Origin of the sequence: Caballeronia sp. LjRoot29 (assembly GCF_964252755.1) — a bacterium.
In the GTDB taxonomy this organism is placed as follows: Bacteria; Pseudomonadota; Gammaproteobacteria; order Burkholderiales; family Burkholderiaceae; genus Caballeronia.
On sequence record NZ_CAXUPU020000005.1, the window covers coordinates 278,342 to 304,817 of the forward strand.

Below are 26,476 nucleotides of genomic sequence, written 5' to 3' on the forward strand. Positions count from 1 at the left end.
GCATGGCTACGCAATGGGAAGTAGTTATAGGACTAGAGACGCACGCGCAGTTGTCGACCGTCTCCAAGATTTTTTCAGGCGCGGCCACGCAATTCGGCGCTGAGCCGAACACACAGGCTTGCCCTGTGGATCTGGCGTTGCCGGGTTCGTTGCCCGTGATGAACCGCGGCGCCGTGGAGCGCGCGATTCGCCTGGGGTTGGCAATCGGCTCGACTATTTCGCCGCGCAGCATTTTCGCGCGCAAGAATTATTTCTATCCCGATCTGCCGAAGGGTTATCAGATCAGCCAGTTCGAGATTCCGGTCGTCCAGGGCGGCAGCCTCACGATTCAGGTTCCGGCCAACGAGAAAACCGGCAAGCCCGCGTATGAAAAGACCGTGAACCTGACGCGCGCGCATCTGGAAGAAGACGCCGGCAAGTCGCTGCACGAAGACTTCGCGGGCATGACGGGTATCGACTTGAATCGGGCCGGCACGCCGCTGCTCGAGATCGTGACAGAACCTGAAATGCGCAGTGCCGCCGAAGCCGTGGCCTACGCGAAAAGCCTGCACAGTCTCGTGCAATGGCTCGGAATCTGCGACGGCAATATGCAGGAAGGCTCGTTCCGTTGCGACGCGAACGTCTCCGTGCGCCCGGTCGGACAAGAGGCATTCGGCACGCGCGCCGAGATCAAGAACCTGAACTCGTTCCGTTTCCTCGAAGAAGCCATTCAGTACGAAGTGCGGCGGCAAATCGAGTTGATCGAAGACGGCGGGACGGTGGTGCAGGAAACGCGTCTCTACGATCCCGACAAGCGCGAAACGCGGTCCATGCGCAGCAAGGAAGACGCGCACGATTACCGCTATTTCCCCGATCCCGACCTGATGCCTTTAGTCATCGATGAAGCGTGGATCGCGCGGGTTCGCAGCGAGTTGCCCGAATTGCCCGAAGCCATGCAAACGCGTTTCGTCGAGCAATACGGTTTGACGCCGTATGACGCGGCGGGGCTGACGTCATCGAAGGGAATGTCGGCATATTTCGAAGGCGTCGTTGGCGTGGTGGGTGCAGCGCATGCGAAGCTCGCGGCCAACTGGCTGATGGGCGAAGTATCGTCGCAACTGAATCGCGATTCGCTGGAAATTGCGGACTCGCCGGTTTCTCCCGCGCAACTCGGGCTGGTGATTCAGCGCGTGGCTGACGGCACGATCTCGAACAAGATCGCCAAGGATATTTTCCAGGCGATCTGGGAAGAGAAAGCCACCGACGACAACGCCGCCGACCGTATTATCGAAGCGAAGGGTTTGAAGCAGATCTCGGATACCGGCGCGTTGGACGCGATCATCGACGAAGTGATGGCCGCGAATCAGAAGTCTGTTGATGAATACCGTTCGGGCAAGGAGAAAGCGTTTAACGCGCTGATCGGCCAGGCGATGAAAGCAACCAAGGGCAAGGCGAATCCGCAGCAGGTCAACGAGCTTTTGAAGAAGAAACTATCCTCTTGAGCTGACGGCTGATGTAAAACGCGGGTTGCTGCCGGGTTCGTCTGGCAGCAACCCTTTATTTTATGAACCGTGACCAACCGGGAACGCACGCGTGGCTAAGAAACCTGAACTGGATGAATATCGCGTGCCGTATTTCGACGGCAAGAAGATCAAGCCGTTTGACCTGGCATCGATCGATACCGCGTCGAAGCCGTTTTCGGCTGGCGGAAAAGACGCGGATCGCGAGCGTCTCAGCGAGTTGAGCACGGCACTCGACGGGCTGCAGGAGAAGCTGCACGCGCAACGTTCGCATCGCATCCTGCTCATTCTTCAAGGCATGGATACGAGCGGCAAGGACGGCACGGTTCGAGGCGTATTCCACGAAGTCGATCCGCTCGGCTTGCGCGTCGTGCCATTCAAGGCGCCATCCGAAACAGAAGCCGCGCACGACTTTCTCTGGCGCGTTCATTCGCAAGTCCCGGTGGTCGGCGAGTTCGCCATTTTTAATCGAAGCCAGTATGAAGACGTGCTGGTGCCGCGCGTGCTGAAACAGATCGACCAGGACGCGTGGGAACGCCGATACCGCCAGATTCGCGACTTTGAATCGATGCTTGCCGAGAACGGCACGACTATCGTGAAGTGCTTTTTGCATATATCGAAGGACGAGCAGAAAGTGCGTTTGCAGGCGCGTATCGATAATCCCGAGAAGCACTGGAAGTTTGATCCATCGGATCTCGATGCCCGCAAACAGTGGGACGAGTATTGCCAGGCTTATGAAGACGCGCTTGGGGCGACATCGACGGATATTGCGCCTTGGTACGTGATTCCCGCCGATTCAAAGACGCATCGCAACGTCATGGTTGCAGAGTTGATGGTGCGCACGCTGCAGGATTTGAAACTCGAATATCCGCCGGCGAAAGAGTCGCTGAAAGGGATCAAGGTCGAGTAGTTCACCAACATACAAGGATGCTTCATGTTTCGTGTCATCACCGCTAATTTGAACGGCATTCGGTCGGCCGCGAAGAAGGGTTTCTTCGACTGGTTTGGCGAGCAGGATGCTGACGTTGTCTGCGTGCAGGAGATCAAGTGTTCGCAAGACGATCTCACGCCGGAATTTCTCGCGCCGCACGGTTTCCAGGGTTACTTCCAGCACGCCGTGAAAAAGGGTTATTCCGGTGCGGGGCTTTATACGAAGCACGAACCGGATGAAGTGATCATCGGCTTTGGCAGCGAGGAATTCGATCCGGAAGGGCGTTATGTGGAAGCGCGCTTTGGGGATCTGTCGGTGATCTCGGTGTATGTGCCTTCAGGGTCCAGCGGTGAAGAACGACAGCAGGCCAAATACCGTTTCATGGACGAGTTCATGCCGCATCTTGAGAAACTGGCCACGAAGCGCGAAGTGATCTTGTGTGGCGACGTGAATATCGTGCACAAGGAAATCGACATCAAGAACTGGAGAAGCAATCAGAAGAACTCGGGTTGCTTGCCGGAAGAGCGCGCGTGGCTCACTCAACTCTTCGACGAAAAAGCATATGTGGACGTCTTCAGAACGCTGGACCAGCGGCCTGAGCAATATACGTGGTGGAGCAATCGCGGACAGGCTTACGCGAAGAACGTGGGGTGGCGGATCGATTATCAGATTGCGACGAAAGGCGTGGCGGACACGGCCGCGGCAACTTCCGTTTTCCGCGATATCAAGTTCAGCGATCACGCACCGCTGATCATTGATTACGACTGGAAAGTTTAAAGCCGCGGCTTTTTAAAGCGGCCCATTCCCGCGTAGTTGGGCAACTGATCCACGGTTTTCCCGATCGCTTTTGCGTAGAGCGGCATCATGTCGGGCAAGCGCTTCATCAGGTCGTGTACGCGTGCAGCGCCATACGGATGCATCCAGATAAAACCGTTCGGCGTGCGCCGCGTGCGCGCATCAATCTTTTGCCATAACGTGATGGCGGCGCGCGGATCGTAACCCGCACGCGATGCTATTTCGCTACCGATGACATCGGCTTCGGTTTCATCGGCGGGCGTGTATCGCATGGCCAGCAATTGCTCGCCAATTCCCAGCGGGGTCGAGCTGATATCGGCGAAACCGAATAACGGCGGAATCGTTCCCGTACTCAATTGCGCCGCCTGCTGACGCCCCAGCCGATCACGCGCATGTTCACGCAACGCATGCGCAATCTCATGGCCGATCATCATGCCGAGTTCTTGATCGTTGAGACGCAAACGGTCTATCAGTCCGCTATAAATCACAATCTTGCCGCCCGGCAGGCAATACATGCGGATCTCGTCGGAACGCACCACATTCACGTCCCATTTCCAGTTCTTCGAGCGGTCATTCCACTTCAGCGCAAACGGAATCTCGCGATTGGAAATTTCGCGTGCGCGCTTGACCAGCGGATTATCGTCGCCGAGAAGATGTTTCGTGCGCCGGGCTTCGCGAAGGATTTGAGCGTATTCATCGGCGGACTGCTGCTCTAAAGTCGCCGATGGAATCAGGTTGCGAAACAACGCCGCATTGCCGAAGCGGATCTGGTCGGTGGCCGTGGAATAGGGCGGTTGTGCGTTAGGTGCAGCGGGCGGCGCCGCATCGGAAGTTCCGGACGCTACGGACGCTACGGACGCTACGGACGCTACGGACGCTACGGACGCCGCGAAGCTCAAGCCGGCGTGTAGCAACACGGCGCAAGCGGCAACGCGGATCGGGGCGTGCACCGTCATCGGACAGGTCTCCAGGGCGCGATTTTCGGCAACAGTAACATGCCCGGAATAGACAGCGCAGCGCAGATCATGAAGTACTCGAACCAGCCGGTTTGCGCGACCACAAAGCCACTCGATGCCGACGCCAGCGTGCGCGGCACCGAAGCCAGGCTCGTAAAGAGCGCGAATTGCGTGGCGGTATAGCGCGGATCGGTCGTGCTCGCGATATAAGCCACGAACGCGGCCATGGTGAGGCCGGTAGCGAAGGTTTCGAACCCGTAGAGCCCGGCCAGCGCCAGCGGCGATGGCCCGATCTTCGCCAGCCACGCAAAGCCGAGCGTGGAGACGATCTGCAGCACGCCAAAGATCCATAACCCGCGTGAAATGCCGATCTTCATCAGCCACACGCCGCCAACAATCCCGCCCGCCAGACTCGCCCAGAACGCGACGGTCTTCGCAATTACGCCGATCTGCGTCTTATTGAAGCCGATATCGAGGAAGAACGACGTGGAGAGCGTGGTCGCCATCGTGTCGCCGAGCTTGTACAGGAAGATGAAACCGAGGATCAGCATTGCCGTGCGCCAGCCGTCCCGGGCGATAAATTCGCGAAACGGCTGGACGATGGCATCGCGTAGATTCTTGGGCGGCGTGCCATGGATCTCGGGCTCTTTAACTACGAGCGTCAGCACCATGCCCGGCAGCATGAACGCCGCCGTGACCATGAAAACCGTGGTCCACGGCAAGTGATCGGCGAGAATCAACCCCAGCGAACCGGGGACGAGCGCTGCGATCTTGTACGCGTTGACGAAGACGGCGTTGCCGAGTCCCTGCTCGGTGTCCGCCAGGAGTTCGCGACGATACGCATCGATTGAAATATCCTGGCTCGCGCCGAAGAACGCGACGAGCGCAGTCAGCGCGGCGACGGTCCAGATCTGGTCTTTCGGCGATGTAAACCCAAGCGCGCCAATGGCCACGGCCACCAGCAACTGCGTGACGAGCATCCATCCTCGCCGCCGTCCGGGCCGCCAGCCGGGCAGGCGCGGCACGTAGCGGTCCATCATTGGCGCCCAGATGAACTTCCAGGTGTAGGGAAACTGGATCAGCGCGAACAGGCCGATTTCCTTCAGGTTCACGCCTTCAGTGCGCAACCACGCCTGGACGAGATAGACGAGCGTGAAGAGCGGCAGCCCCGACGTGAAGCCGATAAACACGCAAATCAACATGCGTTTGTTCAGAAAGGCGCGCCAGCCGGGGTGTTCTTCGTGAGCGGTAAGAGCGGGCGCCTCGTGTGGCGAGTTGGACATAGGGTCGATTCGAAGCAGTAAGCGGTGCGCGAGCGACGAACCGGCAAGCTCAGTTCAGCTTCGCTTTACGCGATAGACCGCAAGGCTACCACGCCAGTTCGCCCCCCAACGGACGGACTGCCCGCCATGCAGCACCGCGCGATCGAGGATCTCGATACCCACTTCCGGCGCCAGCGCCTCAAAATCCCGGATGGTGAGAACACGCACGTTCGGCGTGTTATGCCATTGATACGGCAGCGTTTTCGACACCGGCATGCGTCCCTGCAACACGGTCAGCCGATGCCGCCAGTAGCCGAAATTAGGAAACGAGACAATGCACTCGCGTCCCACACGCACGGTTTCACGCAGGATCGCGGCGGTTTGATGGATCGTTTGCAGCGTCTGCGAGAGGATCGCGAAATCGAAACTATCGTCTTCGAACAGGCGTAATCCGTCTTCCAGATTCTGCTGGATAACGTTCACGCCTTTCTGGGCGCAGGCAAGGACACCGGCATCGTTGATTTCAATGCCATAACCTTTGACATCGAGTTCTTCGGCGAGCAGCGAGAGCAGCGACCCATCGCCGCAACCCAGATCCAGCACCGATGAGTTCGGTTCAACCCAGCGCGCGATCGCCCGAAAGTCCGAGCGCAAGGAGAGGGAGTCCAGCGTGATTTGGTTCATGCGCCCACCTCGGCGGCAATGCGTTCGTAATAGGCGCGCATCAGGTTGTGATAACGCGCGTCGTCGAGCAGGAAGGCGTCGTGGCCGTGCGGCGCATCGATTTCGGCGTAGCTCACCGTGCGTTTGTGATCGAGCAGCGCTTTCACCAGTTCGCGCGAACGCACGGGCGCAAAACGCCAATCGGTGGAGAAGCTGGCGATCAAATATTTCGCCGTGGTGTGGGCGAGCGACTTGGTCAGGTCGCCATCGAATGCCTTGGCGGGATCGAAATAATCCAGCGCGCGCGTGATCAGCAGATACGTGTTGGCATCGAAGTATTCGGCGAATTTATCGCCTTGATATCGCAAGTACGATTCAACTTCGAACTCGACATCGAAGTTGAAGTTGTACGCATCCAGCGCACCTTCCGCACGTCGCAACGCGCGGCCGAACTTGGCGGCCATGTCGTCGTCCGACAGATATGTGATGTGGCCGATCATCCGCGCGACCCGCAATCCGCGACGCGGCTTGATGTTATGCGCGTAGTAATCGCCGCCGTGGAAATCGGGATCGGAGAGGATGGCGGAACGCGCGACTTCGTTGAACGCGATGTTCTGCGCGGAGAGTTTCGGCGTCGATGCCACCACAATGCAGTGCGCCACGCGATCCGGATACATCATGCTCCACGCCAGCGCCTGCATGCCACCAAGGCTGCCGCCCATCACTGCGGCGAATTTTTCAATGCCATATAAATCAGCTACGCGCGCCTGTGCGTGAACCCAGTCTTCGACCGTGACCACGGGGAAACTCGCGCCGTAGGGTTTGCCGGTGACGGCGTTCACGCTCATCGGGCCGGTCGAGCCAAAACACGAGCCCAGGTTGTTAATGCCGATCACGAAGAACTTGTTCGTATCCAACGGCTTGCCCGGACCCACCATGTTGTCCCACCAGCCGACGTTCTTGGGGTCGTCGGCGTAGACGCCCGCCACGTGATGCGAAGCGTTCAGCGCATGGCAGACGAGCACAGCGTTCGAGCGGGCGGCGTTGAGCGCGCCGTAGGTTTCGACGACGAGATCATAGTCACCGAGCAAGCTGCCATTTTGCATGCGCAGCGGTTCGGTGAAATGCAGTGTTTGGGGAGTGACGATGCCGATTGATTCCATTCATCCGCCTAGAGAAAACAGGGCGGCTAAATGGCGTCGGCGATGCGCTGAGAAAGATAAGCGGCGCGGCTGACAACCTCTTTAGCCGCATTTATAGTGAACCGGGTCAGGGTTCGCGCGCCCGCAATCGAGTCAGCAAATCGGCGCGTTGAAACAAATCAAGATAGCGGTGAAGTATATCGGAAAAACGGGAAAGGGCGCTACGGCGGCACGGAGCGGTCACCTCAGGCGATGCCGTTTGAAGTCCGTACTACTTCGAAATACGTTTGGGTTTAGGCGAGACCGCGCAGGCCTTTTAACGACCGGATCTTCAGATCGACATAATGAGGACGGCCGCTAGTCGGCGACCGAAGCGACTTCGCTCCGCTGGCATTCAAAACCGACGGCAGATGCCCGGTGATCCAGACCGTGCGAATGCCCAAGCGCTTGTACCGTTTCAAATGCCCGCGCGTATCTTCAACAAGAACGGCATCGGCGAGTGGCACGTTAGCGCGCCGCATTGCACGTCGAAGCATTGACGCATCGGGTTTCGCGCGCCAATAACCGCTTCGATCCTGCATATCCTCGATCGCAATCACGCGCTCAAACAGCTTGGCGATACCCAGTTCATTGAGCACGGCGTGGGCATAAATTGAAGGCCCGTTGGTCAACACGATCTTGCGACCCGGCAGCCCGCGGATCATCCGCGCGAGGCCGCGTTCGGCACGCACCATGGAGCCGAGATCGGCGAAGTCATGCACGACATGCAGGAAGTCCGCAGCGTCGACGGGATGATGGCGCACTAGGCCGAGCAGGGTGGCGCCGTATCGCTGCGTATAACCGGTACGCAAGCGGTTGGCCTCGTCAACATCCACACCCAACCGGTCGATGATGTACTGCGTCATCCCGCGATTGATCGCGGGGAAGATCGCATGCGACGCGTGATGCAGCGTGTTGTCGAGATCGAATAACCAGACGGGGCGCTTGTGCGTGTTCAACCGGCGTCGTGAGGAACGCAATGGTCCGGTTCGGACGCCGGCAGGATCCATGCTCAATGCGAGCGAATCATCGTCCCGAACGGCTGTTCGGTCAGGATCTCGAGCAACACCGAATGCTCTATTCGCCCGTCGATAATATGCACCGAGCGCACGCCGCTCTTCGCGGCATCAAGTGCCGATGAGATCTTCGGCAGCATGCCGCCGGAAATGGTGCCATCGGCGAATAGCGCGTCAATCTCGCGCGCCGAGAGATCGGTCAGCAGATTGCCTTCCTTGTCCATCACGCCGGGAATATTCGTCATCATCACGAGCTTCTCGGCGTTCAGCACGACGGCCAGCTTGCCCGCGACCAGATCGGCGTTGATGTTGTACGACAAACCATCTTCACCGAAGCCGATTGGCGAGATGACCGGAATGAACGCGTCGTCTTGCAGCGCTTTCACGACGGCCGGATTGATGGCTTCGACTTCACCCACCTGACCGATATCGATGAATTCGCCCGGGTTGTCGCGATCCGGCATCAGCAGCTTGCGCGCGTGGATCAGGCCGCCGTCCTTGCCGGTGAGACCAACCGCATGACCGCCGAAATGATTGATCAGCGTGACGATGTCCTGCTGCACTTCACCGCCGAGCACCCATTCGACCACTTCCATGGTCTCTTCGTCGGTGACGCGCATGCCCTGGATAAACGTGCCCTGCTTGCCGATCTTCTTGAGCGCCTGGTCGATCTGCGGGCCACCGCCGTGCACGATCACCGGATTGATACCGACCAATTTCAGCAGGATCACGTCGCGCGCGAAGCCCTGTTTCAGGCGCTCCTCGGTCATCGCGTTGCCGCCATATTTGATCACGATCGTCTTGCCGTGATACTGCTTGATATAGGGCAACGCCTCGGCCAGGATTTCGGCTTTCAGGGTCGGCGCGATCTGCGTAAGGTCGGGAAGCTCGGACATGGCGGCGATAAGGCGAGGAGCAGTTTAAACAGGCGGAATTGTACAGGACTGACGCGCTGCATCATGCGTTTCCGATAGCATTCCGATGACGGGTGAAAGTTAGCCTTTGGTCGCGCCAGTATGGGATTGGCGCGTGAAATAATAATGTGATCGAGCGTGCGTGGGTGGGTCAAAACGTGGCGCTTCGGCAACGGCCGCGTCGTGCGCATTGCGGCGCGTGACTGTGTGCTCCGTTTTCAAAAGGCTTGGCCCCGATCATGAGCTCAACCGATCCCACTCCTCAACGCTGCGCGCTGTGCGGAGCGTTTTTCCGCTGTGCCCAGCAAACCGGCGATGCGCAGTGCTGGTGCGCAGCGCTTCCCGCTTTGCCCGCCGCGCGATCGAATCCTGGCATGACATGTCTTTGCCCGGATTGTCTGCGTGAAGAAACGCAACGTAGCATAAACATGTGAAGGGCGCGTTTTCAGGGGAGTTGCCGGAAACGGCCTGAGGAGGAATCGAGCACGAAAAAAAGCAGTGATTCGTTGCCGGATCACCGCTTTTTTGCTGACTGCACCCGACGTAGTGCTTACGTGGCCGCTTTCTTCGCCGCCCGCTTACGCGGCGCCGCACCCGTGTGCGTTGCCGCGAGCGCGGCCAGATCGCGCGCGACGTTGTCCATCACCGGTTCCCACGCTGAAAATTCCGCCTGCCGGTACAACGTCGCGGTCGGATACCACGGGCTGTCCGTGCGCTCCAGTTGCCAGACCCAGTGCGGATTGGTGTCGAGGAGAATCCAGGTCGGCTTGCCGAGCGCCGCCGCCAGATGCGCGACGCTCGTGCACACGGTAATCACGAGATCGAGTGAATCGATAAACGCCGCCGTATCGTCGAACGTTTCAAATTTTCCGGTGCGGTCCGCGATCTCGAAGCCACTGTCCCGCGCCGTGGATACCGCGCCCGACGCATCCTTCTGCAGCGAGAAGAACGCGACATTCTCGATCCCGGCGAACGCTTTCGCATACCGCTCGATGCCCACGCTGCGGAACATGTTGCGCTGATGGCCTTCGTTGCCGCTCCATACAAGGCCGACGCGCAGGCGTTTGTCGGCGGCGAATTCAGTGCGCCATTCAGTGGCGAGGTCGGCATCGGCGGAAAGATACGCGCGCTTCGCCGGAATGGTCTCCGCGTCGATGCCGAAATGCAGCGGCAGGCTCAGCAGCGGAAAATGGAAGTCGAACGCGGGCAACGGCCCGTCGTGCGGCAGGCATTCGACGCCCTTCGGCGCCATGCGCGCCATCAGCGGATGCACCGCCTTGAAGGCAGCCCACACGAGCGTGCCGCCCTGCGCGTGAACCTTTTTCGCGAGCAGGGGGACGAAACGCGAGAACTGCAGCGCGTCGCCGAAACCTTGTTCACCCCACAACAACAAGGTCTTGCCCCGCAATGCTTCGCCGTTCCATCGCGGCACCGGGAACTCGGGATGCGAATTGTGCAGTTCGCTTGAACCGTCCCAGCGCGATTCGAATTTGGCCCATCCACGCGCGTACTTGCCCTGCACGAGATCGAGAATGGAGAGATTGAACGGAAGACGCGGCATTCCGGGCGCGATATTGGCCGCCGCTTCGGCGGCTGCAGTGGCCTCCGGCCACCGCTGCGCTTCTTTCAAGGCGAGGCTGTAGTTCGACAACGCGAGCGAATTCGACGGATTGATTTCAACCGAACGCTTGCCTGCCGCAAGCGCACGCTCGAGTTCCCGGCGGCGCGGATAGACGCGCGACAGATTCGTCCACGCTTCAATATCGCCGGCATTCGCAGCGACAGCCTCTTACAGCATGGTCAACGCTTTGCCTTCGCTGCCCGTGACTTCGTAGGCGACCGCGAGATTGTTGCGCAAGGTCGGGACGGCCGGATAGATTGCATGGGCGCGTTCGTAGAAGGGAATTGCATCGGCGTGACGGTTGGCGAGCTGAAGCGCGTAACCGAGATGCCAGAGCGCGAGCGCGTGTTGCGGATGCCGATCAACAAGTTGAGCCGCGAGCTGAATGCCGTCGCCAATGCGATTCTGCTTCAGCATTGCATCGATCAGATCAAGGCCAGTCTCGGGCTGGTCAGGTTGCAACGTCATGGCGGCCTGCAGCCACACGGCGCGCTCGACCTGGTTGCCTTGCGCGTTCAAGCTGCGCGCGTTGTCAATGAACACGTTCAGCGCACGCGGGATAATGGTGTCTTGAAGTGCATCCGCTTGTGGCGCTTCGCTGAGAAGCTGATTGGGGCGGGACGATGGGCTGTTAGTCATCTTGTGTATGCGGCCTTGCCGCCCTGTTCGGGACAACGCTAGATGGTGCGACAAGTGGCTATATCCAACCATTAGACTATTCTGAAATTAGAGGTGAAATTCACCGCGATGCATCGAATAACGAACACAGGCCGCGTCAATCTCGGTCACCTGTTTTGGCTTCGCAGCCTTGCGATCATCGGCCAACTGGTCACGATCGCCGTCGTACAGGAGTTCTACGGCGCGCATCTGCCACTAGCGGCCATGCTGACCATTGTCGCGTTGGAGGTATTGTTCAACGCGCTGACATGGGTGCGCGTTGCGCGCGCGCAGCCTGAAACGAATCTCGAACTGTTCGGGCAGCTCGGGGTCGATCTCGGCGCGCTGTCCGCGCTGCTGTTCCTGAGCGGCGGCGCGACGAATCCGTTTGTCACGCTTTACCTCCCGTCGCTCGCGATTGCCGCCGCGGTGCTGCCGTGGCGTCTGACCATCTGGCTCGCATTGTTCGCGGTCGTCTGTTATTCACTGCTGACGGTCAGCTACGTCCCGCTGAACATGGAAGACCCGCTGAATTTGTTCGAGTATTTCCGCATCGGGCTGTGGGTGAACTTCATGGTCAGCGTAGGCTTGATCGGCTGGTTCGTGGCGCGGATGTCGCGGGCGCTGCGCGCGCGGGATTTTGCGCTGGCCGACGCCCAGGAGCGGCTGCTGCGCGACGAGCGCGCCGTGGCGCTGGGTGTCCAGGCGGCCACGGTTGCGCATGAGATTGGCACGCCGCTGTCGACCATCGCGATGCTGAGCGAGGAGTTACGCGACTCCGCCCGCCACGATCCGAATCTCGCCCCCTATTCCGCCGATATCGAACTGCTCGAGCAGCAAATGACGTTGTGCACGTCCGCCCTCGCGCGCCTGCGCAGCCGTGCGACCGGACCCGCGCCGCGGCAACCGCTGGATGACTGGCTGCACGGGTTTGTTGAACAATGGCGCTTACGCCATCCGCACGTGCGTTTTGAATTGATCGAGCCGTACGATGAAGCGAAAGATGAGTCGGGAGACGAAACGAAGGAGCGCAAGCGGGCGGGGCAGTTTCTGAGCGATCCCGTCGCGGTAGGGCAAATACTGACCATTCTGCTGGATAATGCGGCGCGGGCCAGCAGCGATTCGGTGACGCTCGCGACGTCGGCGAGCCGGCATCTTGGCGAGCCCGTGATTCAATTCGATATCCGCGATCAGGGCCCCGGCATTCCGGCGGCATTGCGGGGTTCGCTCGGCGCGATGCCCGTCGACAGTACGCAGGGTGGCCACGGTGTCGGCCTGTATCTGGCATTCTCGGCGGCAACGCGGCTTGGAGGGTCGATCGAGCTCACGCCAGCCAACCCGCACGGTACGCACGCCATCCTGCGTCTCGCCGACACAAGCGCCCCAGCATCGCGGGAAAAAGCAGCAAGGACGGGCCGCGGCGGCGTCGCCCCTTCCGACACTACGGAGAAAAGAGCATGAGCGATACAAATTTTTTGGTCATCGATGACGACGAGGTTTTCTCGGGCATTCTCGCGCGCGGTCTGACACGGCGCGGCTATACGCCGCATCAGGCGCATGACGCCGCCACGGCGTTGAGATTGGCGAACACGCAGAAGTTTGGCCAGATCACGGTCGACTTGCACCTCGGGCACGATTCCGGGTTGACGCTCGTCGCGCCTTTGCGCGATCTTCAGCCCGATGCACGGATTCTCGTGCTGACGGGTTATGCGAGCATCGCGACGGCAGTTCAGGCCGTGAAAGATGGCGCCGATAACTATCTGGCGAAGCCGGCGAACGTCGAGACAATCCTCTCCGCGTTGCAGGAAGAAGCCAGCGAGCAGACGGCGGAAGAGGCTATCGAGCATCCGGCGCTGCTGTCGGTCGCGCGGCTGGAGTGGGAGCACATCCAGCGCGTGCTGGCCGAGAACAGCGGCAATATTTCAGCCACGGCGCGAGCGTTAAACATGCATCGACGTACACTGCAGCGCAAGCTGGCTAAGAAACCCGTGCGGCAATAAACGTTATGTAGAACGTAAAAGAGCGGTTCATGATTTCAGTCATTCGCTGAAATCATGAACCGCCCTTTTTTGATTCAAACGCGCTTTACAGCACGTAGCGCGACAAATCTTCGTCTTCGGCTACATCGTTCAGCGCCTTGTCGACATAAGCGGCATCGATCTTCACCGGATGACCCGTGTGATTGCCCGCCGCGAACGACACTTCCTCAAGCAGCTTTTCGATCACGGTATAAAGCCGCCGCGCGCCGATATTCTCGGTCTTCTCGTTCACCGAAAACGCAATCTCAGCCATCCGGCGAATCCCGTCCGAGCTGAAATCCAGCTCGACATCTTCGGTCGCCAGCAGAGCCGTGTATTGTTTCACGAGGCTGGCATCGGTCGTATTCAGGATGGATTCGAAATCCTCCACGGACAGCGAATCCAGTTCGACGCGAATCGGAAAACGTCCTTGCAGTTCGGGGATCAGATCGCTCGGCTTGGCCAAGTGGAACGCACCGCTAGCGATAAACAGGATGTGATCCGTCTTGATCATCCCGTATTTCGTATTGATGGTCGTGCCTTCCACAAGCGGCAGCAGGTCGCGCTGCACACCTGCACGCGACACTTCCGCGCCGCCCGTTTCACTGCGCGAAGCGATCTTGTCGATCTCGTCCAGGAACACAATGCCGTTCTGCTCGACGTTCTGAATCGCCTTGGTCTTGACCTCTTCGTCATTGAGCAGCTTGCTGGCTTCTTCGTCGGTGAGCAGTTTCAGCGCATCCTTGACCTTCACCTTGCGCTGCGTCTTCTTGCCGCCGCCGATATTCGCAAACATGGAACGGATCTGGTCCGTCATTTCCTCCATGCCCGGCGGCCCCATGATGTCCATGGTCGCTTGCGGCGCCTCGATGTCGATCTCCACTTCCTTGTCGTCGAGCAGGCCTTCGCGCAGGCGCTTGCGAAATGTCTGGCGCGTGCTGTTCGCGCTGTCGTCCTGCAATTCGGCCGTGCCGAAACCCGCGGTCGGCCGCGCACTTGGCAGCAGGATGTCCAGGATCCGGTCCTCGGCGCGGTCGATGGCCCGCGAACGCACTTTGCGCATCTCGCTCTCACGCGTCTGCTTGACCGAAATCTCGATCAGGTCACGCACGATGCTGTCCACGTCGCGACCCACGTAGCCGACCTCGGTGAACTTCGTTGCTTCGATCTTGATGAACGGCGCGTCGGCGAGTTTCGCCAGGCGGCGCGCGATTTCCGTCTTGCCGACGCCTGTCGGTCCGATCATCAGGATGTTCTTCGGGGTAATTTCCTGGCGCAGCGGTTCGGCGACTTGCTGACGCCGCCACCGGTTGCGCAACGCGACAGCGACCGCTTTTTTCGCGCGGCCCTGGCCGATGATGTGTTTATCGAGTTCCGAGACGATCTCGGCGGGAGTCATGGTGGTCATCGTTGGTCCTTGTCCTGTGCTCGCGTGTTACGCGAAAGCCCTGTTACTCGATCGTCTCGATGACGCGATTGTGATTCGTATAAATGCACATATCGCCCGCGATGGTGAGTGCCTTTTCGACGATATCGCGTGGCGAGAGTTCGGTGTTTTCGGCGAGCGCCTGCGCTGCGGCCTGCGCATAGGCACCGCCCGAACCGATCGCACAAATGCCGTTTTCCGGATCGAGCACGTCGCCGTTACCCGTGATGACGAGCGTGGTTTGCGCGTCGGCGGCAATCAGCATGGCCTCCAGCCGGCGCAGCATGCGGTCGGTGCGCCAGTCTTTGGCGAGCTCGACGGCAGCGCGTGTCAGGTTGCCCTGGTGCTTTTCCAGCTTGGCTTCGAAGCGGTCGAGCAGGGAAAACGCGTCGGCCGTGCCGCCCGCGAAACCGACCAGGACCTTGCCGCCATAGATGCGGCGCACTTTCTTCGCGCCGCCTTTCATCACGATATTGCCGAGGGTGACCTGGCCGTCGCCACCGAGGGCGACCTTGTCACCGCGTCGTACGGAGACGATGGTCGTGCCGTGAAACTGTTCCATGTGCATTCCTTTGAAAGCGGAGTGGGCGCGGCAGTTGGAAAACCCGTATGCCGCCGCGCCGCCGGGGAATCCTTTGGCAGCGTGAGAAGGCCGGGTGCGCTGCAATGTTGCGCTCCAGCGGACATTCGCCACGCCCGCGCCACGAGAGCGCGTCCAGTTTATTTTAGGGCGCAGCGGAATTTATCAAGGCGCTTCGCGCGGCATCTTGTGTGCGTTGGCCATTGGGCCAGGTTTGTAGCGCACCGGTACGACGGAACACGCCTTGCCGGGCGCAAAAACGCGGCACAAAAACAAAAGGCACACGATTTTTCGTGTGCCTTTTGTTTTTTCAACGTGTTTCGAGCGCTGTCCAACCTCGTCGGACCAAATCCCGGCCGGCAGGTTTTCCGCCGCGACCGAGGCCGCGGCGAACGCTGCCTGGGACAGATCAGTCGCCGAACAGTTTCTGGCGTAGTTCGCGTCGCTCCTGCGCTTCGAGCGAGAGCGTGGCCGTCGGGCGCGCGATCAGGCGCGGAATGCCGATCGGCTCTCCCGTTTCCTCGCACCAGCCGTAATCGCCCGACTCGATGCGCGCAAGCGACTGCTGCACTTTCTTCAGCAGCTTGCGTTCGCGGTCGCGCGTGCGCAGTTCGAGCGCGTGCTCTTCCTCGATCGTCGCGCGATCGGCCGGATCCGGAACGATGACCGTTTCGCGCAGGTTTTCCGTCGTCTGGCCCGCATTCTTAAGAATGTCGGCCTGCAACTGTTCCAGTCGGACCCTGAAGAACGCGAGCTGATCCTCGTTCATGTAGTCCTTGTCGGCCATCTTCTGGATTTCGTCTTCAGTCAACAATCGTTTCGTCGTCATCTGGCTTGCTTCTTCAATGTGGGGCGATGTCGTTCGCCATCTTCGCGGTCGCTCGCCGCGCTCGCCGCCGCCGTTGTCCGGATTTCCCGCACTCCGGCGATATTCGCCAACAATTACTGCATGCACTTACTACGCTAAACGGGCTGCGACCCTCGCGGCGCCACGTGGGGCCAATTCATCTGGAACACTGCATTCTGATCAATTCATCTGGACTGATTTTCAAGCGATTCGACCGGTGCCCGATGTTCGGAACAACACTTTACTGTTCACTTCTGCCCTTTCACTTCCGTCCGGCCCGCTTCTTTTTCAGTAGCAATTGCGCCGGGCTTTGTAGTCAAGGCTTGGCGGTGTCCCGGATTCTCCAGTGGGGCTGTATTGTAACTGAATCGCAATTGCGTACTACACCTGAGCAAAACACTGCCGCAATTCGTTCGTTATCTCAAAAATATAACGCGCTGACGTTTAAAAAGCGATGGTTCTCGGTGAGCGTGAACACATATTGCAACGACGTTCATCGCCAAAAAGCGCCGGCTCCTGGAAGCGCAGCGATTTTAGCCTCGCCGCCGTGTCGGCATGATTGCGCTTCAGGGGAGAAATAGCGAGAACTGTGCCGGAAATGGCGCTTTTCGGATTGAGCGGCGACGCGAAGCTGTCGTTTAAGGGCTTCGCGTTTCGCCGTTTTCTTCGGTTTCGCCGTTTTCTTCAGCGTATTCGATCAGACCAGGCAGGCGGTCAGCCCGTCGATGATCAAATCCTGCGGCAGCTCAATGCCAATGAACACCATCTTGCTGTTCTTCTTTTCGATCGGTTGCCATTTCGCGGCAAGATCGCTGCCCATCATTTGATGCACGCCCTGGAACACGACCTTGCGATCGACGCCCTTCATATACAGCACGCCTTTGTACCGCAGCAGTCGCTCACCGTAGATCTGCAGGATGCCGCCGAGGAAGTCTTCAAGGCGGTTGGGATCGAAGGCGCGGTCGCTGCGAAATACAAACGACTTGATCTTGTCGTCGTGGTGCGCGTGGTGGTGATTCGCGTGGCCATGCTCGTGGTCGTGACTGTGGTCGTGGCCGCAAGTGGCGTGGTCGTGATCGTCGTCGTGCGCATGGTCGTGCCCGGCGTGATCGTGATCGTGGTCATGCGCGTGATCGTCTTCCGCGAGGAAATCAGGATCGATTTCGAGCTTCGAATTCAGGTTGAAGCCGCGCAGATCGAAGATTTCCTTGATGTCCGCTTCGCCGAAGTTCACCACTTTGATCGCGGCGCGCGGGTTCATGTGAACCAGACGGTGCTTGAGCGCGTCAAGCGCGGCGGCGTCGACCAGATCGGACTTCGTGATGAACAGGCGGTCCGCGAAACCCACTTGGCGCTGCACGACTTCGTGTTCGTCAAGCTGATGGTTGGCGTGCTTTGCATCGACCAGCGTGATGATTGCGTCGAGCAGAAATTCGTCGGCGATGGCGTTGTCCATGAAGAACGTCTGCGCAACCGGGCCCGGATTGGCGAGTCCAGTTGTCTCGATGACCACGCGATCGAAGTTCAGCGTGCCGGCCTTCTTGCGATCGGCGAGATCTTCAAGCGCGCGCGCGAGGTCGCCGCGGATCGTGCAGCAGATGCAGCCGTTGCTCATCTGGATGATCTGCTCGTTCGTTTCCTGGACGAGGATCTCGTTGTCGATATTTTCTTCGCCGAACTCGTTCTCGATCACGGCGATCTTCATGCCGTGCTTGTCGTTCAGGATGCGCTTGAGCAACGTGGTTTTGCCGCTGCCTAGAAAGCCGGTCAGGATGGTAACGGGAATCATGGTGGTTGCCCTGTTCTTTAAAGTCGAAGGATCGTGCGGCATGTTTTCAGGCTGGGGGCGTGATCTGAGACACCCGCGCTACGCCCAAAAACATGCAGTCGGTCGATTATTGAAACATATTTGTCAAGCGGACGCTTTGTGCTCCTCTGTGCTCCTTGAACGCGCGCCGTCCGAAGCGTTCAACTATGGGCGATCACGCGATTTGCAACAATAGGCCTTTCAGGTATTCCCCTTCGGGGAACGCGGTTAAGAGCGGGTGATCGATGCCTGCGCCAAGGCGCTTCAGGATACGCGCGTCAACTTTCGCGTCGGCCGCGGCGCCCGCGACGATCTTCTGGAACAGATCGGCGTCGATTGCGCCCGAGCACGAATAGGTGAACAGCAAGCCGCCCGGGCGCAACAGTTTGAAGGCAGTCAGGTTGATGTCCTTGTACGCACGCGCGGCGCGGTCCACGTGTTCTCGCGACGGCGCGAACTTGGGCGGATCGAGCACGATCAGGTCAAAGCGGTCGCCTTCCTCATGCAAGCGGCGCAAGGTCTTGAACGCGTCGGCGTCGAGCCATTCGGCGCGTTGCGGATCGAAACCGTTTGCCGTGACGTTTTGCTGGGCGAGCGCCAGCGCGTCACCGGAGGAGTCGATCGATATCACGCGTTTTGCGCTGCCTTTCAACGCCGCCAGGGAAAAACCGCCGGTGTAGCAGAAGCAGTTTAGGACGTCGCGGCCGTCGGCGTATTGGCGCACAAGCGCGCGATTGTCGCGTTGATCGATGTAAAAGCCCGTCTTATGGCCCCGTTCGACGTCGATGTGATACCGCACGCCGCCTTCATTCGCGATCAGGGTGGCTGGGGGCGGATCGCCGGCCAGCACGCCGGTGATCTGTTCGAGCCCTTCCTTCTGACGGATCGACACGTCGGAGCGTTCATAGACGTTCGGACAGCCGGTTGCGCCGATCAGCGCTTGCACGATCGCCTCTTTCCAGTGTTCCACGCCCGTCGCCATGAACTGGCAGACCAACTGGCCGCGCTGGTTTTCATCGTCCGCGACGTAGTAATCGACGATCAAGCCCGGCAGCCCGTCCGCCTCGCCGAAAATCAGCCGCGTGGCGCCTGTGTCGCGCACCATTGTTTGCCGGTGCGCGATCGCCCGCTGTACACGGCGCTTGAAAAACGCGTGATCGATGGGCTCGCTCTCGTCGAAACTCCAGACGCGGGCGCGAATCTGCGAGATCGGGCTATACGACGCACGCGCCAGAAACCGGCCATCGTGGGCGCGTATCAGCACGGTTGCACCGGGCGCGGGCTTACCTTCCACGTGCTCGATCGCATTTGAATAGATCCACGGATGGCGGCGCGCAAGCGACTTTTCGTTCGCCGCTTTCAGCGTAATGATGTTCATTCGGGTCTTCGGTGAAAGCGCTGACTGAACGTCGGAGTGAACGCCGGTGGAGGTTCGGGCCGCGTTTTGTTTCTGTTTCTATTGGCAGCGGGAGAATCGGGTGGGTCCGTCGGTTATGTTAGTTTCGCGGTGAGTGGGCCGCGTTTTTGGGCGCGGCGCCGCGCAGACATCTTGTTGCTTGCCGCCAAACGCCAGGTTAATCGCGTTTTTTTGCGCGCGGATGCGTCTGGTCGTACACGCGTGCCAGATGCTGGAAATCGAGCGATGTATAAACCTGCGTGGCCGCAATACTCGCGTGGCCGAGCAGTTCCTGCACGGCCCGAAGGTCGCCGCTGGATTGCAGCACGTGCGTGGCGAACGAATGCCGCAAGACGTGCGGATGCACATTCGACGGCACGCCGGCCAGCAACGCCATGCGTTTCACCCGATCACGGACCACATTCGGCGACATCCGATTGCCACGCACAGACAGAAACAGCGCATGGGGATCGTCTTTCACAAATTGCCCGCGCACTTCGATCCACGCACGCAGCGCGGTGATCGCCTTGCTGCCCACGGGCACTGACCGCCGCCGGTTTCCCTTGCCGAGCACATTGACTTCGGTGCTGGCGAGGTCAAGCCATCCCGCCGACAAATACTCTTCGGATTGCACAAAATGCACGTCCAACCCGACCAGTTCGGCGAGCCGCAAGCCGGACGAATAGAACAATTCGAGGATGGCGTGGTCCCGCAGCGCTTCGGGTGTATCGCCTTGAGGCGCTTCCATCAGTGCGTTGGCGTCATCGACGGAAAGCGCCTTGGGCAAGGACTTCGCGCGTTTCGGCGCGCGCACGGTCGCGACCGGATTGGCTTGCATTTCAACCTGCTCGGCAAGCCACCGATAAAACGCCCGCCACGCCGATAACCGATGCGCGATTGAGCGCGCCGACAATCCGCCGCCGTGAGCGCGGGCTACAGCGCCCCGCATGTCGGTGGCGCTCAGCGACTCCAGCGCCCGGCCGTTCGCCAGCTTCTTCAGTTCGTCGAGTTCGTGCGTATAACCGCGCAGCGTGTGATCCGATAACCGTCGCTCGTGCTCGAGCATCGAAAGATAGGCGGTTACCGGATCGTCGGTCATGTTAGTGGGGCAGCAAGCGGCTGAGCGCGGCGCTGGCGAGCGTGCCGATTTGCGTCAGGAAGTCGGTCGCCATGCCTTCGTGGAACCGGCGCGGATCGGGCGAACCCATGACCAGCAAGCCGAATGCAGGCGCTTCGGGGCCGGCCGACGGGTCACGCAGCGCGAGCAGGGCGATGGATTCCGTGGTGTTGGCGGTATCGACGACACCATCCGTTGTAGCCGATGCCACCGAGACCGAACTCGCCGATGTCAGCCACTGAGCGGCCTCGAAGCCGGTATTCGGCCCGCAATACGGCGTAGTCAGACCGCTCGTGAAGGAGCGGACTTCCTCGCTCGTGGTCCTTGCAAATTCGGCTTGCGCGTAGGGCTCGGCGACATCCCACACCCGCAGCGCGGCTTGTGGCACCTCGAAAATTTCACACAGGCCAGCGGGAATGGTTTTCGGCAACGCATGGGGATCGCGCTCGGACATTACGCGAATTGTCCATCGATGAAACTTCGCGGCGATGCTGTCGTTCTCATGTCCGTAACGAAGCAATTCGGCCAGCCGGCGTTCGATCTGCTTGTTCTTGTCGCGCAGCATTTGCATCTGGCGCTCTTGCAGCGACACCGCCGACTTGCCATGCGGATTGGACAGCCGGATCGTGCCGAGCAACTCGGCGTGTTCGGCAAAGAAATCAGGATTCGCAATCAGGTAATCGGCGACTTCGCGTTCGTTCATGGTATCGGGCAGCATCGGGTTCCTGACGATCAGTCGGCTTTATTCAGCATTCGCAAGTGTGGGATCAAGCTCGATCTCGCCTTCGAATACAGTGGTGGCGGGGCCGGCCATAAAGAGCGGCGCCTCGGCGTTGCGCGCGCCAGCCCAGGTGATGGTCAGCGTGCCGCCGTGGGTCTGGACCTGCACAGGCGAGTCGAGCAGACCGCGCCGGATACCGGCAGCGACCGCTGCGCATGCACCGGTGCCGCATGCCAACGTTTCGCCGGCGCCGCGTTCGAAAACACGCAGCTTGACCGCATTGCGGTTCACGATCTGCATGAATCCGGCGTTCACTCGGTTAGGAAAGCGCGCGTGATGTTCGATCACCGGCCCTTCGATCAATACCGGCGCGTTTTCCACGTCGGCCACGATCTGTACGGCGTGCGGATTTCCCATCGACACCACCGAAACCCAGCGGGTTTCTGCTTGAACGTCGAGCGGCCAGAGCGTGTCGGCGCCTTCGGAGCGTCCTTGCAAACCTTCCGGGTTGAAGGGAACCAAGGCGGGTTCGAACTCCGGACGGCCCATGTCCGCCACCACGTCGCCGTTCTCCTGCATGGTCAGCACGATCACGCCTTGATGTACCTGTACTCGAACGCTTGTCTTGCTGGTGAGGCCCCGGTCGCGCACGAACTTCACAAAGCAGCGCGCGCCATTACCGCAATGCTCCACTTCGCCGCCGTCGCAATTGAAGATGCGATATTTGAAATCAACGCCGTCGATGTCCGGTTTCTCGACCAGCAGCAATTGATCCGCGCCGACGCCGAAATGCCGATCCGCGAGCGCGCGCACTTGCGCTCCGCTCAGCGAGAGTGGTTTGGAATAGCCGTCGAGCACGACAAAGTCGTTGCCCGCGCCGTGCATTTTGGTGAATTCGAGTTTCATGCCGCTATTGTAAGTGACGCGCAGCAAGGGCATGCACTAGACCAAATGGCCGATGACCCCGAACTTGTACTGCAATTGCCCATTGTTTCCCGCAGACTGGTATCAGCCGGTCAATAGAAGCCCGGTTCGCCCGGCGGTCGCGTCTTGAAGCGCTTGTGCACCCAGTAATACTGCTCCGGTATCAGCCGGACCTGATCCTCAAGGAACGCGTTCATGCGGCGGGCGTCGGCCGCGTCGTCGCCGGTCGGGTAGTTTTCCCAGGGTTTGAATACCCGCAGGCGGTAACCCTTGTAGTTCGGCAGCACTTCGCCCACGAACGGCATGATTTGCGCATGCCCGGTCTTGGCGAGACGGCCGACCGCGGTCAGCGTGCAGGCTTGCACGCCGAAAAACGGCACGAAGGTGGAATTGCGCATGCCGTAGTCCATGTCGGCGCCAAGCATGACGGGCTTGCGGTCCCGCAGCCAGCGCAGCACGATGCGCGCGCTGTCCGCGCGGCTCGCCATTTCGGCGTCGAAACGGCCGCGTTGTTTCTTCGCGATGTCGTCGAGCGCTTTGTTCGACATCGGCTGATACAGCGATCCGCAGGTCCTGTGCAGCGAGTAGTTGATCCACACCGAAGCCGCCTCGATTGCGACGAAGTGGAAACCGAGCAACAACGTGGGCGGCATGTCGGGATCGAGGAGATCCACTTCGCTGTCCACCTCGATCAGCTTGGCGAGCTTTTCCGCCGAGCCGAACCATTGCACGCTGCGCTCCACGTAACTGCGGATCGCGTGCCGGAAATGCTTCTGGGCGACTTCTTCCCGGCGCTCAGGCGTCCACTCGGGGAAACACAGGCCGAGATTGATATGCACGATCCGTTTGCGGTGGCTTGGAATCTGATAAAGCAGCCAGCCGAGGCCATCGCCGAAACGTGCGGTGATGCCGTAGGGAATGAGGGCGAGCAGTTTCAGGAAGCCCACTGCGAGGGCGACGCCAATGCGACCTAACATGTGACGCTCCCATGGGTCAGGAAAACGGGGTTTCGACTCTGCCCGGGAGCGTTCCGGGCATGACGCGGGTGAGGGTATTTCTGGGGTGGCAGCAAACGTTCGGCTCTGTGACAAAAGTGAGAAGCCGCTATAATAAAACCTTCGCCGAGTTAATGGACAACTTGCGGGGCGAAGCTGGATAGCGTTTTACGGCGCTATCCGGACCATGTTTTCCGCTAAAGCGTCGCCGCTTCAGACTCCATACGAAGTCGGCTACGTGAGCAACTTACCCGTACTCAAATGGAGTCTGAAGCGTGTCAAACGATTATTTCTTTACCTCTGAATCCGTCTCCGAAGGCCACCCGGACAAGGTAGCCGACCAGATCTCCGACGCCATCCTCGACGCCATCCTGGCGCAGGACAAGTATTCGCGTGTCGCGGCCGAAACCCTTTGCAACACGGGTCTTGTCGTGTTGGCGGGTGAAATCACCACGCAGGCGAACGTCGACTACATCCAGGTCGCGCGGGACACCATCAAGCGCATCGGCTACGACAATACGGAATACGGCATCGACTATCGCGGTTGCGCGGTGCTCGTCGCGTATGACAAGCAGTCGCGCGACATTGCGCAAGGCGTGGACGCCGCTCATGACGACAACCTTGATCAGGGCGCAGGCGACCAAGGCCTGATGTTCGGCTACGCATGCGACGAAACGCCCGAACTCATGCCGTTGCCTATTCACCTCGCGCACCGTTTGGTTGAGCGTCAGGCGAATCTGCGTCGCGATGGCCGCCTGAACTGGCTGCGTCCGGACGCGAAGTCCCAGGTGACCGTGCGTTATGTCGATGGCAAGGCGCATAGCATCGACACTGTCGTGCTCTCCACGCAACATGCACCGGAAATCGAACTGAAGGCGCTGCGTGAAGCCGTGATCGAAGAGATCATCAAGCCGGTCCTGCCGGCCGATCTGATCAAGGGCGACATCAAGTTCCTGGTGAATCCGACCGGTCGTTTCGTGATCGGCGGTCCGCAAGGCGATTGCGGATTGACGGGTCGCAAGATCATTGTCGATACATACGGTGGTGCAGCGCCTCACGGCGGCGGCGCGTTCTCGGGCAAAGACCCGTCTAAGGTTGATCGCTCGGCAGCGTATGCCGGCCGTTATGTCGCGAAGAACATTGTCGCGGCAGGACTGGCTTCGCGCTGCCTGATCCAGGTGTCCTACGCAATTGGCGTGGCGCGTCCGACTTCGGTCATGGTCAACACGTTTGGCACGGGCCGCGTGTCGGATGCAAGGATCCAGGAGCTCGTCCTCGAGCATTTCGACCTGCGTCCGAAGGGCATCATCCAGATGCTCGACCTGCTGCGTCCTATCTATGAGAAGTCTGCGGCGTATGGTCACTTTGGCCGTGAAGAGCCGGAATTCTCGTGGGAAGCCACGGACAAAGCGCTGTTGCTGGCAGAAGCCGCCGGCACAGAACCGGTTGTTGAAACAGCCTGAACGTCTGGTTTGAGCTTGAGTATGTAAAAAAACCCGCTGAGCATCACGCTCAGCGGGCTTTTTTTATTGTTGCGGTTGACGCCGAGCTGTCCGCTGGCAGCGCACGCTGCTTCATCTCGCGATCACAGCGGCAAAACCGCGCACGCACGAGCGCGAGCGAATCCAGACCAGGCGTCTTCAGAAATAATCAGCGAGCACCAAATGCAAACCATTCGTTGCTGGTCGAAAGCCTTCGCGGACGACGACTCGTCGTATTAATTACACCGGGTGCCAATTTCAATTTAGCCACGGGTGCGCGTAATTGCGTTGGTTTTCGCAATAACGCTTTAAATGCGGCCTGACGCGATGCTGCCCTTAATCGCAGATTTGAAAAAAATCCGTGAAACCAGGAACGAATGCCATCGACGGGATGGGTATTCCTGAATTGTCCTGCGAGCAACTGGGTGCGCGCGGAATGATGACGTAAGGCCCGAACAACGCTGCGGCCGGCGGGACGTGCAGCACGGACGGCGGCACGGGTAAGACGATTCGTGAAACGGATATTCATGGATTCACAGGCTCGGGTTCGCAATGGCTGCAACCCGACATTAGTCGGATCAAAAAAAGCGTTCAATAGTTTGATCGATTGAACACAATAAAAGTTGCGAACTTGAAGCGCGCACTTATTTAATAGATTTTCATCGAACGGAATTTTCGATGGGCTCTCTCAATGCACGACGGCAGGTTATAGAAGAATTGTTACTGCCGGAAGTCGGCATTTTCCCGCACGGATGTTCGACGGCCAGAACCCGCAGGACGGAGCGCCGGACGCCCCGGGCGATTTACAATCGATGTATTCGCCCTAATTAGCCGGCTCTCTTGCAGTCCGATGAAGTCAGCCGGCCAGACGCTTTCCCTGTGAGTCGATATGCCGAATCAATCGAAGATGGAACAAGTCCGCGAGCTGCGTGAGAACGGCTACGTGGTGGTGCCCGGCCTGGTCTCGCCGGAGCGCTGCGAAGCCATGCGCAACGTGGCGAAGCAGCAATTGGTGGAAGCGGCAGCGCCGGTGGAGTTTGAAGCCGACCTGCAATATCCCGGCGCGCCGAATTCAAAAGACGCGCCCGGCGGGCATACCGTGCGGCGCTTGCTCGATGCATACGGGCGCGATCCACGCTTCGCCGCTTGGGCTACGTCGCCCGACGTGCGTGGCTGGATGGAAGTGTATTTCGGCGAGGCACCGACGCTTTCGCGCGCTCACCACAACTGCGTGATGACGAAGCACCCGGCTTACGGCAGCCTGACCGGCTGGCATCGCGATGTGCGTTACTGGAACTTCGAGCGGGATGATCTCGTGTCGGCGTGGGTGGCGCTCGGTAACGAGACGGTCGAGAACGGCGCATTGTGGTTCGTGCCGATGTCGCACAAGTTGCCATTCACGTCCGAACGTTTCGATAACGCCAAGTTCTTCCGTTCCGATCTTCCCGAGAACGAAGTGCTGATTCGCAGCGCGGTATCGCCGAAACTGAATGCCGGGGACGTGGTCTTTTTCCACTGCAACACGCTGCATTCGGCCGGCAAGAATCTCACGGATCAAGTGAAATTCTCGCTGGTCTACACCTACCGTGGCGCCAGCAACTTGCCGTTGCCGGGAACACGGTCTGCGTCGATGCAAGACGTGCCGCTTATTTGACGCCTGCGCCTGAAC

At 59.6% G+C, this 26,476-nt stretch carries 27 protein-coding genes; 9 read left to right on the forward strand and 18 right to left on the reverse strand.

Annotated features, from left to right (window positions below; genetic code table 11):
- Positions 1-2: 2 nt before the first annotated feature.
- The 3 genes from gatB (at position 3) to ACSQ83_RS08760 (ending at position 3,207) form a co-directional block, all read left to right on the forward strand.
- Positions 3-1,481 (forward strand): Asp-tRNA(Asn)/Glu-tRNA(Gln) amidotransferase subunit GatB, encoded by a 1,479-nt coding sequence (gene gatB, locus ACSQ83_RS08750; protein WP_436227852.1) that lies wholly within the window; start codon positions 3-5, stop codon positions 1,479-1,481.
- Between the two features lie 91 nt (positions 1,482-1,572).
- Positions 1,573-2,409 (forward strand): polyphosphate kinase 2 family protein, encoded by an 837-nt coding sequence (locus tag ACSQ83_RS08755; RefSeq protein WP_436227853.1) that lies wholly within the window; start codon positions 1,573-1,575, stop codon positions 2,407-2,409.
- 24 nt (positions 2,410-2,433) lie between these two features.
- Positions 2,434-3,207 carry an exodeoxyribonuclease III gene (locus ACSQ83_RS08760; RefSeq protein ID WP_436227854.1) on the forward strand — a complete coding sequence of 258 codons (774 nt, stop codon included), beginning with the start codon at positions 2,434-2,436 and terminating at the stop codon, positions 3,205-3,207.
- Here the strand turns inward: ACSQ83_RS08760 and ACSQ83_RS08765 are convergent.
- From ACSQ83_RS08765 to argB, 6 genes are all read right to left on the reverse strand, one after another.
- Positions 3,204-4,181, reverse strand: a complete 978-nt coding sequence (locus ACSQ83_RS08765) for a M48 family metallopeptidase (protein ID WP_436227855.1) — start codon at positions 4,179-4,181, stop codon at positions 3,204-3,206. The two genes, ACSQ83_RS08760 and ACSQ83_RS08765, sit on opposite strands and share 4 nt — an antisense overlap.
- Positions 4,178-5,464, reverse strand: coding sequence for an AmpG family muropeptide MFS transporter (locus ACSQ83_RS08770; protein ID WP_414969692.1), 1,287 nt, complete (start codon positions 5,462-5,464; stop codon positions 4,178-4,180). The genes ACSQ83_RS08765 and ACSQ83_RS08770 overlap by 4 nt, the downstream gene beginning before the upstream one ends.
- A 54-nt stretch (positions 5,465-5,518) precedes the next feature.
- Positions 5,519-6,127: a methionine biosynthesis protein MetW gene (metW, locus tag ACSQ83_RS08775; protein ID WP_414947619.1), complete on the reverse strand. Its 609-nt coding sequence runs from the start codon at positions 6,125-6,127 to the stop codon at positions 5,519-5,521.
- Entirely contained in the window at positions 6,124-7,269 is a 1,146-nt protein-coding gene (metX, locus tag ACSQ83_RS08780) for a homoserine O-succinyltransferase MetX (protein ID WP_436227856.1), read from the reverse strand. The genes metW and metX overlap by 4 nt, the downstream gene beginning before the upstream one ends.
- Positions 7,270-7,541: 272 nt before the next feature.
- Entirely contained in the window at positions 7,542-8,297 is a 756-nt protein-coding gene (locus tag ACSQ83_RS08785; protein WP_414947617.1) for a pyrimidine 5'-nucleotidase, read from the reverse strand.
- A gap of 2 nt (positions 8,298-8,299) precedes the next feature.
- Positions 8,300-9,199: an acetylglutamate kinase gene (gene argB / locus ACSQ83_RS08790; protein ID WP_414947616.1), complete on the reverse strand. Its 900-nt coding sequence runs from the start codon at positions 9,197-9,199 to the stop codon at positions 8,300-8,302.
- Positions 9,200-9,456: 257 nt separating this feature from the next.
- On the opposite strand from argB, the gene ACSQ83_RS08795 reads away from it, so the two are divergent.
- Entirely contained in the window at positions 9,457-9,651 is a 195-nt protein-coding gene (locus tag ACSQ83_RS08795) for a cysteine-rich CWC family protein (RefSeq protein ID WP_414947615.1), read from the forward strand.
- A gap of 116 nt (positions 9,652-9,767) precedes the next feature.
- Here the strand turns inward: ACSQ83_RS08795 and ACSQ83_RS08800 are convergent, their stop codons facing one another.
- Positions 9,768-10,868, reverse strand: a complete 1,101-nt coding sequence (locus ACSQ83_RS08800) for a glycosyltransferase family 9 protein (RefSeq protein WP_436227857.1) — start codon at positions 10,866-10,868, stop codon at positions 9,768-9,770.
- Between the two features lie 138 nt (positions 10,869-11,006).
- A complete protein-coding gene (locus ACSQ83_RS08805) occupies positions 11,007-11,477 on the reverse strand; it encodes a tetratricopeptide repeat protein (RefSeq protein ID WP_436227858.1) in 471 nt (156 codons plus the stop codon).
- Positions 11,478-11,585: 108 nt separating this feature from the next.
- Between ACSQ83_RS08805 and ACSQ83_RS08810 the strand changes: the two genes are divergently transcribed.
- Complete coding sequence (locus tag ACSQ83_RS08810; protein ID WP_436227859.1) at positions 11,586-12,956, forward strand: ATP-binding protein; 1,371 nt, start codon at positions 11,586-11,588, stop codon at positions 12,954-12,956.
- Complete coding sequence (locus tag ACSQ83_RS08815; protein ID WP_414947611.1) at positions 12,953-13,495, forward strand: response regulator transcription factor; 543 nt, start codon at positions 12,953-12,955, stop codon at positions 13,493-13,495. The genes ACSQ83_RS08810 and ACSQ83_RS08815 overlap by 4 nt, the downstream gene beginning before the upstream one ends.
- An 85-nt stretch (positions 13,496-13,580) precedes the next feature.
- On the opposite strand, the gene hslU is transcribed toward ACSQ83_RS08815, so the two are convergent.
- From hslU to dksA, 3 genes are all read right to left on the reverse strand, one after another.
- Positions 13,581-14,921 (reverse strand): ATP-dependent protease ATPase subunit HslU, encoded by a 1,341-nt coding sequence (gene hslU / locus ACSQ83_RS08820; RefSeq protein ID WP_414947610.1) that lies wholly within the window; start codon positions 14,919-14,921, stop codon positions 13,581-13,583.
- A 43-nt stretch (positions 14,922-14,964) separates the two neighbouring features.
- The gene (gene hslV, locus ACSQ83_RS08825; protein ID WP_047895365.1) at positions 14,965-15,501 is read right to left on the reverse strand and encodes an ATP-dependent protease subunit HslV; all 537 of its coding nucleotides are present in this window, start codon (positions 15,499-15,501) and stop codon (positions 14,965-14,967) included.
- A gap of 427 nt (positions 15,502-15,928) precedes the next feature.
- Positions 15,929-16,348, reverse strand: a complete 420-nt coding sequence (gene dksA, locus ACSQ83_RS08830; RefSeq protein WP_089166517.1) for an RNA polymerase-binding protein DksA — start codon at positions 16,346-16,348, stop codon at positions 15,929-15,931.
- Between the two features lie 26 nt (positions 16,349-16,374).
- Here dksA and ACSQ83_RS08835 point away from each other — a divergent pair, with 26 nt between their 5' ends.
- Positions 16,375-16,947, forward strand: coding sequence for a hypothetical protein (locus tag ACSQ83_RS08835; RefSeq protein WP_436227860.1), 573 nt, complete (start codon positions 16,375-16,377; stop codon positions 16,945-16,947).
- Positions 16,948-17,063: 116 nt separating this feature from the next.
- Here ACSQ83_RS08835 and ACSQ83_RS08840 read toward each other — a convergent pair whose 3' ends face one another.
- From ACSQ83_RS08840 to ACSQ83_RS08865, 6 genes are all read right to left on the reverse strand, one after another.
- Positions 17,064-18,155, reverse strand: coding sequence for a CobW family GTP-binding protein (locus tag ACSQ83_RS08840; protein WP_436227861.1), 1,092 nt, complete (start codon positions 18,153-18,155; stop codon positions 17,064-17,066).
- 193 nt (positions 18,156-18,348) lie between these two features.
- A complete protein-coding gene (locus tag ACSQ83_RS08845; RefSeq protein ID WP_436227862.1) occupies positions 18,349-19,551 on the reverse strand; it encodes a class I SAM-dependent rRNA methyltransferase in 1,203 nt (400 codons plus the stop codon).
- Positions 19,552-19,747: 196 nt separating this feature from the next.
- A complete protein-coding gene (gene xerC / locus ACSQ83_RS08850) occupies positions 19,748-20,668 on the reverse strand; it encodes a tyrosine recombinase XerC (protein WP_436227863.1) in 921 nt (306 codons plus the stop codon).
- A gap of 1 nt (position 20,669) precedes the next feature.
- On the reverse strand, positions 20,670-21,389 hold the full coding sequence (locus tag ACSQ83_RS08855; RefSeq protein WP_414947925.1) for a DUF484 family protein: 720 nt from the start codon (positions 21,387-21,389) through the stop codon (positions 20,670-20,672).
- A 39-nt stretch (positions 21,390-21,428) separates the two neighbouring features.
- Positions 21,429-22,313 (reverse strand): diaminopimelate epimerase, encoded by an 885-nt coding sequence (gene dapF / locus ACSQ83_RS08860; protein WP_436227864.1) that lies wholly within the window; start codon positions 22,311-22,313, stop codon positions 21,429-21,431.
- Between the two features lie 110 nt (positions 22,314-22,423).
- Positions 22,424-23,308 carry a lipid A biosynthesis lauroyl acyltransferase gene (locus ACSQ83_RS08865; RefSeq protein WP_414947605.1) on the reverse strand — a complete coding sequence of 295 codons (885 nt, stop codon included), beginning with the start codon at positions 23,306-23,308 and terminating at the stop codon, positions 22,424-22,426.
- Positions 23,309-23,601: 293 nt separating this feature from the next.
- Here ACSQ83_RS08865 and metK point away from each other — a divergent pair, with 293 nt between their 5' ends.
- Entirely contained in the window at positions 23,602-24,789 is a 1,188-nt protein-coding gene (metK, locus tag ACSQ83_RS08870) for a methionine adenosyltransferase (protein ID WP_414947604.1), read from the forward strand.
- Positions 24,790-24,976: 187 nt separating this feature from the next.
- On the opposite strand, the gene ACSQ83_RS08875 is transcribed toward metK, so the two are convergent.
- The gene (locus ACSQ83_RS08875) at positions 24,977-25,336 is read right to left on the reverse strand and encodes a hypothetical protein (protein WP_436227865.1); all 360 of its coding nucleotides are present in this window, start codon (positions 25,334-25,336) and stop codon (positions 24,977-24,979) included.
- 360 nt (positions 25,337-25,696) lie between these two features.
- Here ACSQ83_RS08875 and ACSQ83_RS08880 point away from each other — a divergent pair, with 360 nt between their 5' ends.
- The gene (locus tag ACSQ83_RS08880) at positions 25,697-26,461 is read left to right on the forward strand and encodes a phytanoyl-CoA dioxygenase family protein (protein WP_414947602.1); all 765 of its coding nucleotides are present in this window, start codon (positions 25,697-25,699) and stop codon (positions 26,459-26,461) included.
- The last annotated feature ends 15 nt before the right edge of the window (positions 26,462-26,476 follow it).

Bases quoted from the DNA above. Each gene is read 5' to 3' on its own strand.
- gatB (WP_436227852.1), top strand. From the start codon at position 3: ATGGCTACGCAATGGGAAGTAGTTATAGGACTAGAGACGCACGCGCAG.
- ACSQ83_RS08760 (WP_436227854.1), top strand. From the start codon at position 2,434: ATGTTTCGTGTCATCACCGCTAATTTGAACGGCATTCGGTCGGCCGCG.
- ACSQ83_RS08765 (WP_436227855.1), bottom strand. From the start codon at position 4,181: ATGACGGTGCACGCCCCGATCCGCGTTGCCGCTTGCGCCGTGTTGCTA.
- ACSQ83_RS08770 (WP_414969692.1), bottom strand. From the start codon at position 5,464: ATGTCCAACTCGCCACACGAGGCGCCCGCTCTTACCGCTCACGAAGAA.
- metW (WP_414947619.1), bottom strand. From the start codon at position 6,127: ATGAACCAAATCACGCTGGACTCCCTCTCCTTGCGCTCGGACTTTCGG.
- metX (WP_436227856.1), bottom strand. From the start codon at position 7,269: ATGGAATCAATCGGCATCGTCACTCCCCAAACACTGCATTTCACCGAA.
- ACSQ83_RS08785 (WP_414947617.1), bottom strand. From the start codon at position 8,297: ATGGATCCTGCCGGCGTCCGAACCGGACCATTGCGTTCCTCACGACGC.
- argB (WP_414947616.1), bottom strand. From the start codon at position 9,199: ATGTCCGAGCTTCCCGACCTTACGCAGATCGCGCCGACCCTGAAAGCC.
- ACSQ83_RS08795 (WP_414947615.1), top strand. From the start codon at position 9,457: ATGAGCTCAACCGATCCCACTCCTCAACGCTGCGCGCTGTGCGGAGCG.
- ACSQ83_RS08805 (WP_436227858.1), bottom strand. From the start codon at position 11,477: ATGACTAACAGCCCATCGTCCCGCCCCAATCAGCTTCTCAGCGAAGCG.
- ACSQ83_RS08810 (WP_436227859.1), top strand. From the start codon at position 11,586: ATGCATCGAATAACGAACACAGGCCGCGTCAATCTCGGTCACCTGTTT.
- ACSQ83_RS08815 (WP_414947611.1), top strand. From the start codon at position 12,953: ATGAGCGATACAAATTTTTTGGTCATCGATGACGACGAGGTTTTCTCG.
- hslU (WP_414947610.1), bottom strand. From the start codon at position 14,921: ATGACCACCATGACTCCCGCCGAGATCGTCTCGGAACTCGATAAACAC.
- hslV (WP_047895365.1), bottom strand. From the start codon at position 15,501: ATGGAACAGTTTCACGGCACGACCATCGTCTCCGTACGACGCGGTGAC.
- dksA (WP_089166517.1), bottom strand. From the start codon at position 16,348: ATGACGACGAAACGATTGTTGACTGAAGACGAAATCCAGAAGATGGCC.
- ACSQ83_RS08835 (WP_436227860.1), top strand. From the start codon at position 16,375: ATGTCGTTCGCCATCTTCGCGGTCGCTCGCCGCGCTCGCCGCCGCCGT.
- ACSQ83_RS08840 (WP_436227861.1), bottom strand. From the start codon at position 18,155: ATGATTCCCGTTACCATCCTGACCGGCTTTCTAGGCAGCGGCAAAACC.
- ACSQ83_RS08845 (WP_436227862.1), bottom strand. From the start codon at position 19,551: ATGAACATCATTACGCTGAAAGCGGCGAACGAAAAGTCGCTTGCGCGC.
- xerC (WP_436227863.1), bottom strand. From the start codon at position 20,668: ATGACCGACGATCCGGTAACCGCCTATCTTTCGATGCTCGAGCACGAG.
- ACSQ83_RS08855 (WP_414947925.1), bottom strand. From the start codon at position 21,389: ATGAACGAACGCGAAGTCGCCGATTACCTGATTGCGAATCCTGATTTC.
- dapF (WP_436227864.1), bottom strand. From the start codon at position 22,313: ATGAAACTCGAATTCACCAAAATGCACGGCGCGGGCAACGACTTTGTC.
- ACSQ83_RS08865 (WP_414947605.1), bottom strand. From the start codon at position 23,308: ATGTTAGGTCGCATTGGCGTCGCCCTCGCAGTGGGCTTCCTGAAACTG.
- ACSQ83_RS08875 (WP_436227865.1), bottom strand. From the start codon at position 25,336: ATGAATATCCGTTTCACGAATCGTCTTACCCGTGCCGCCGTCCGTGCT.
- ACSQ83_RS08880 (WP_414947602.1), top strand. From the start codon at position 25,697: ATGCCGAATCAATCGAAGATGGAACAAGTCCGCGAGCTGCGTGAGAAC.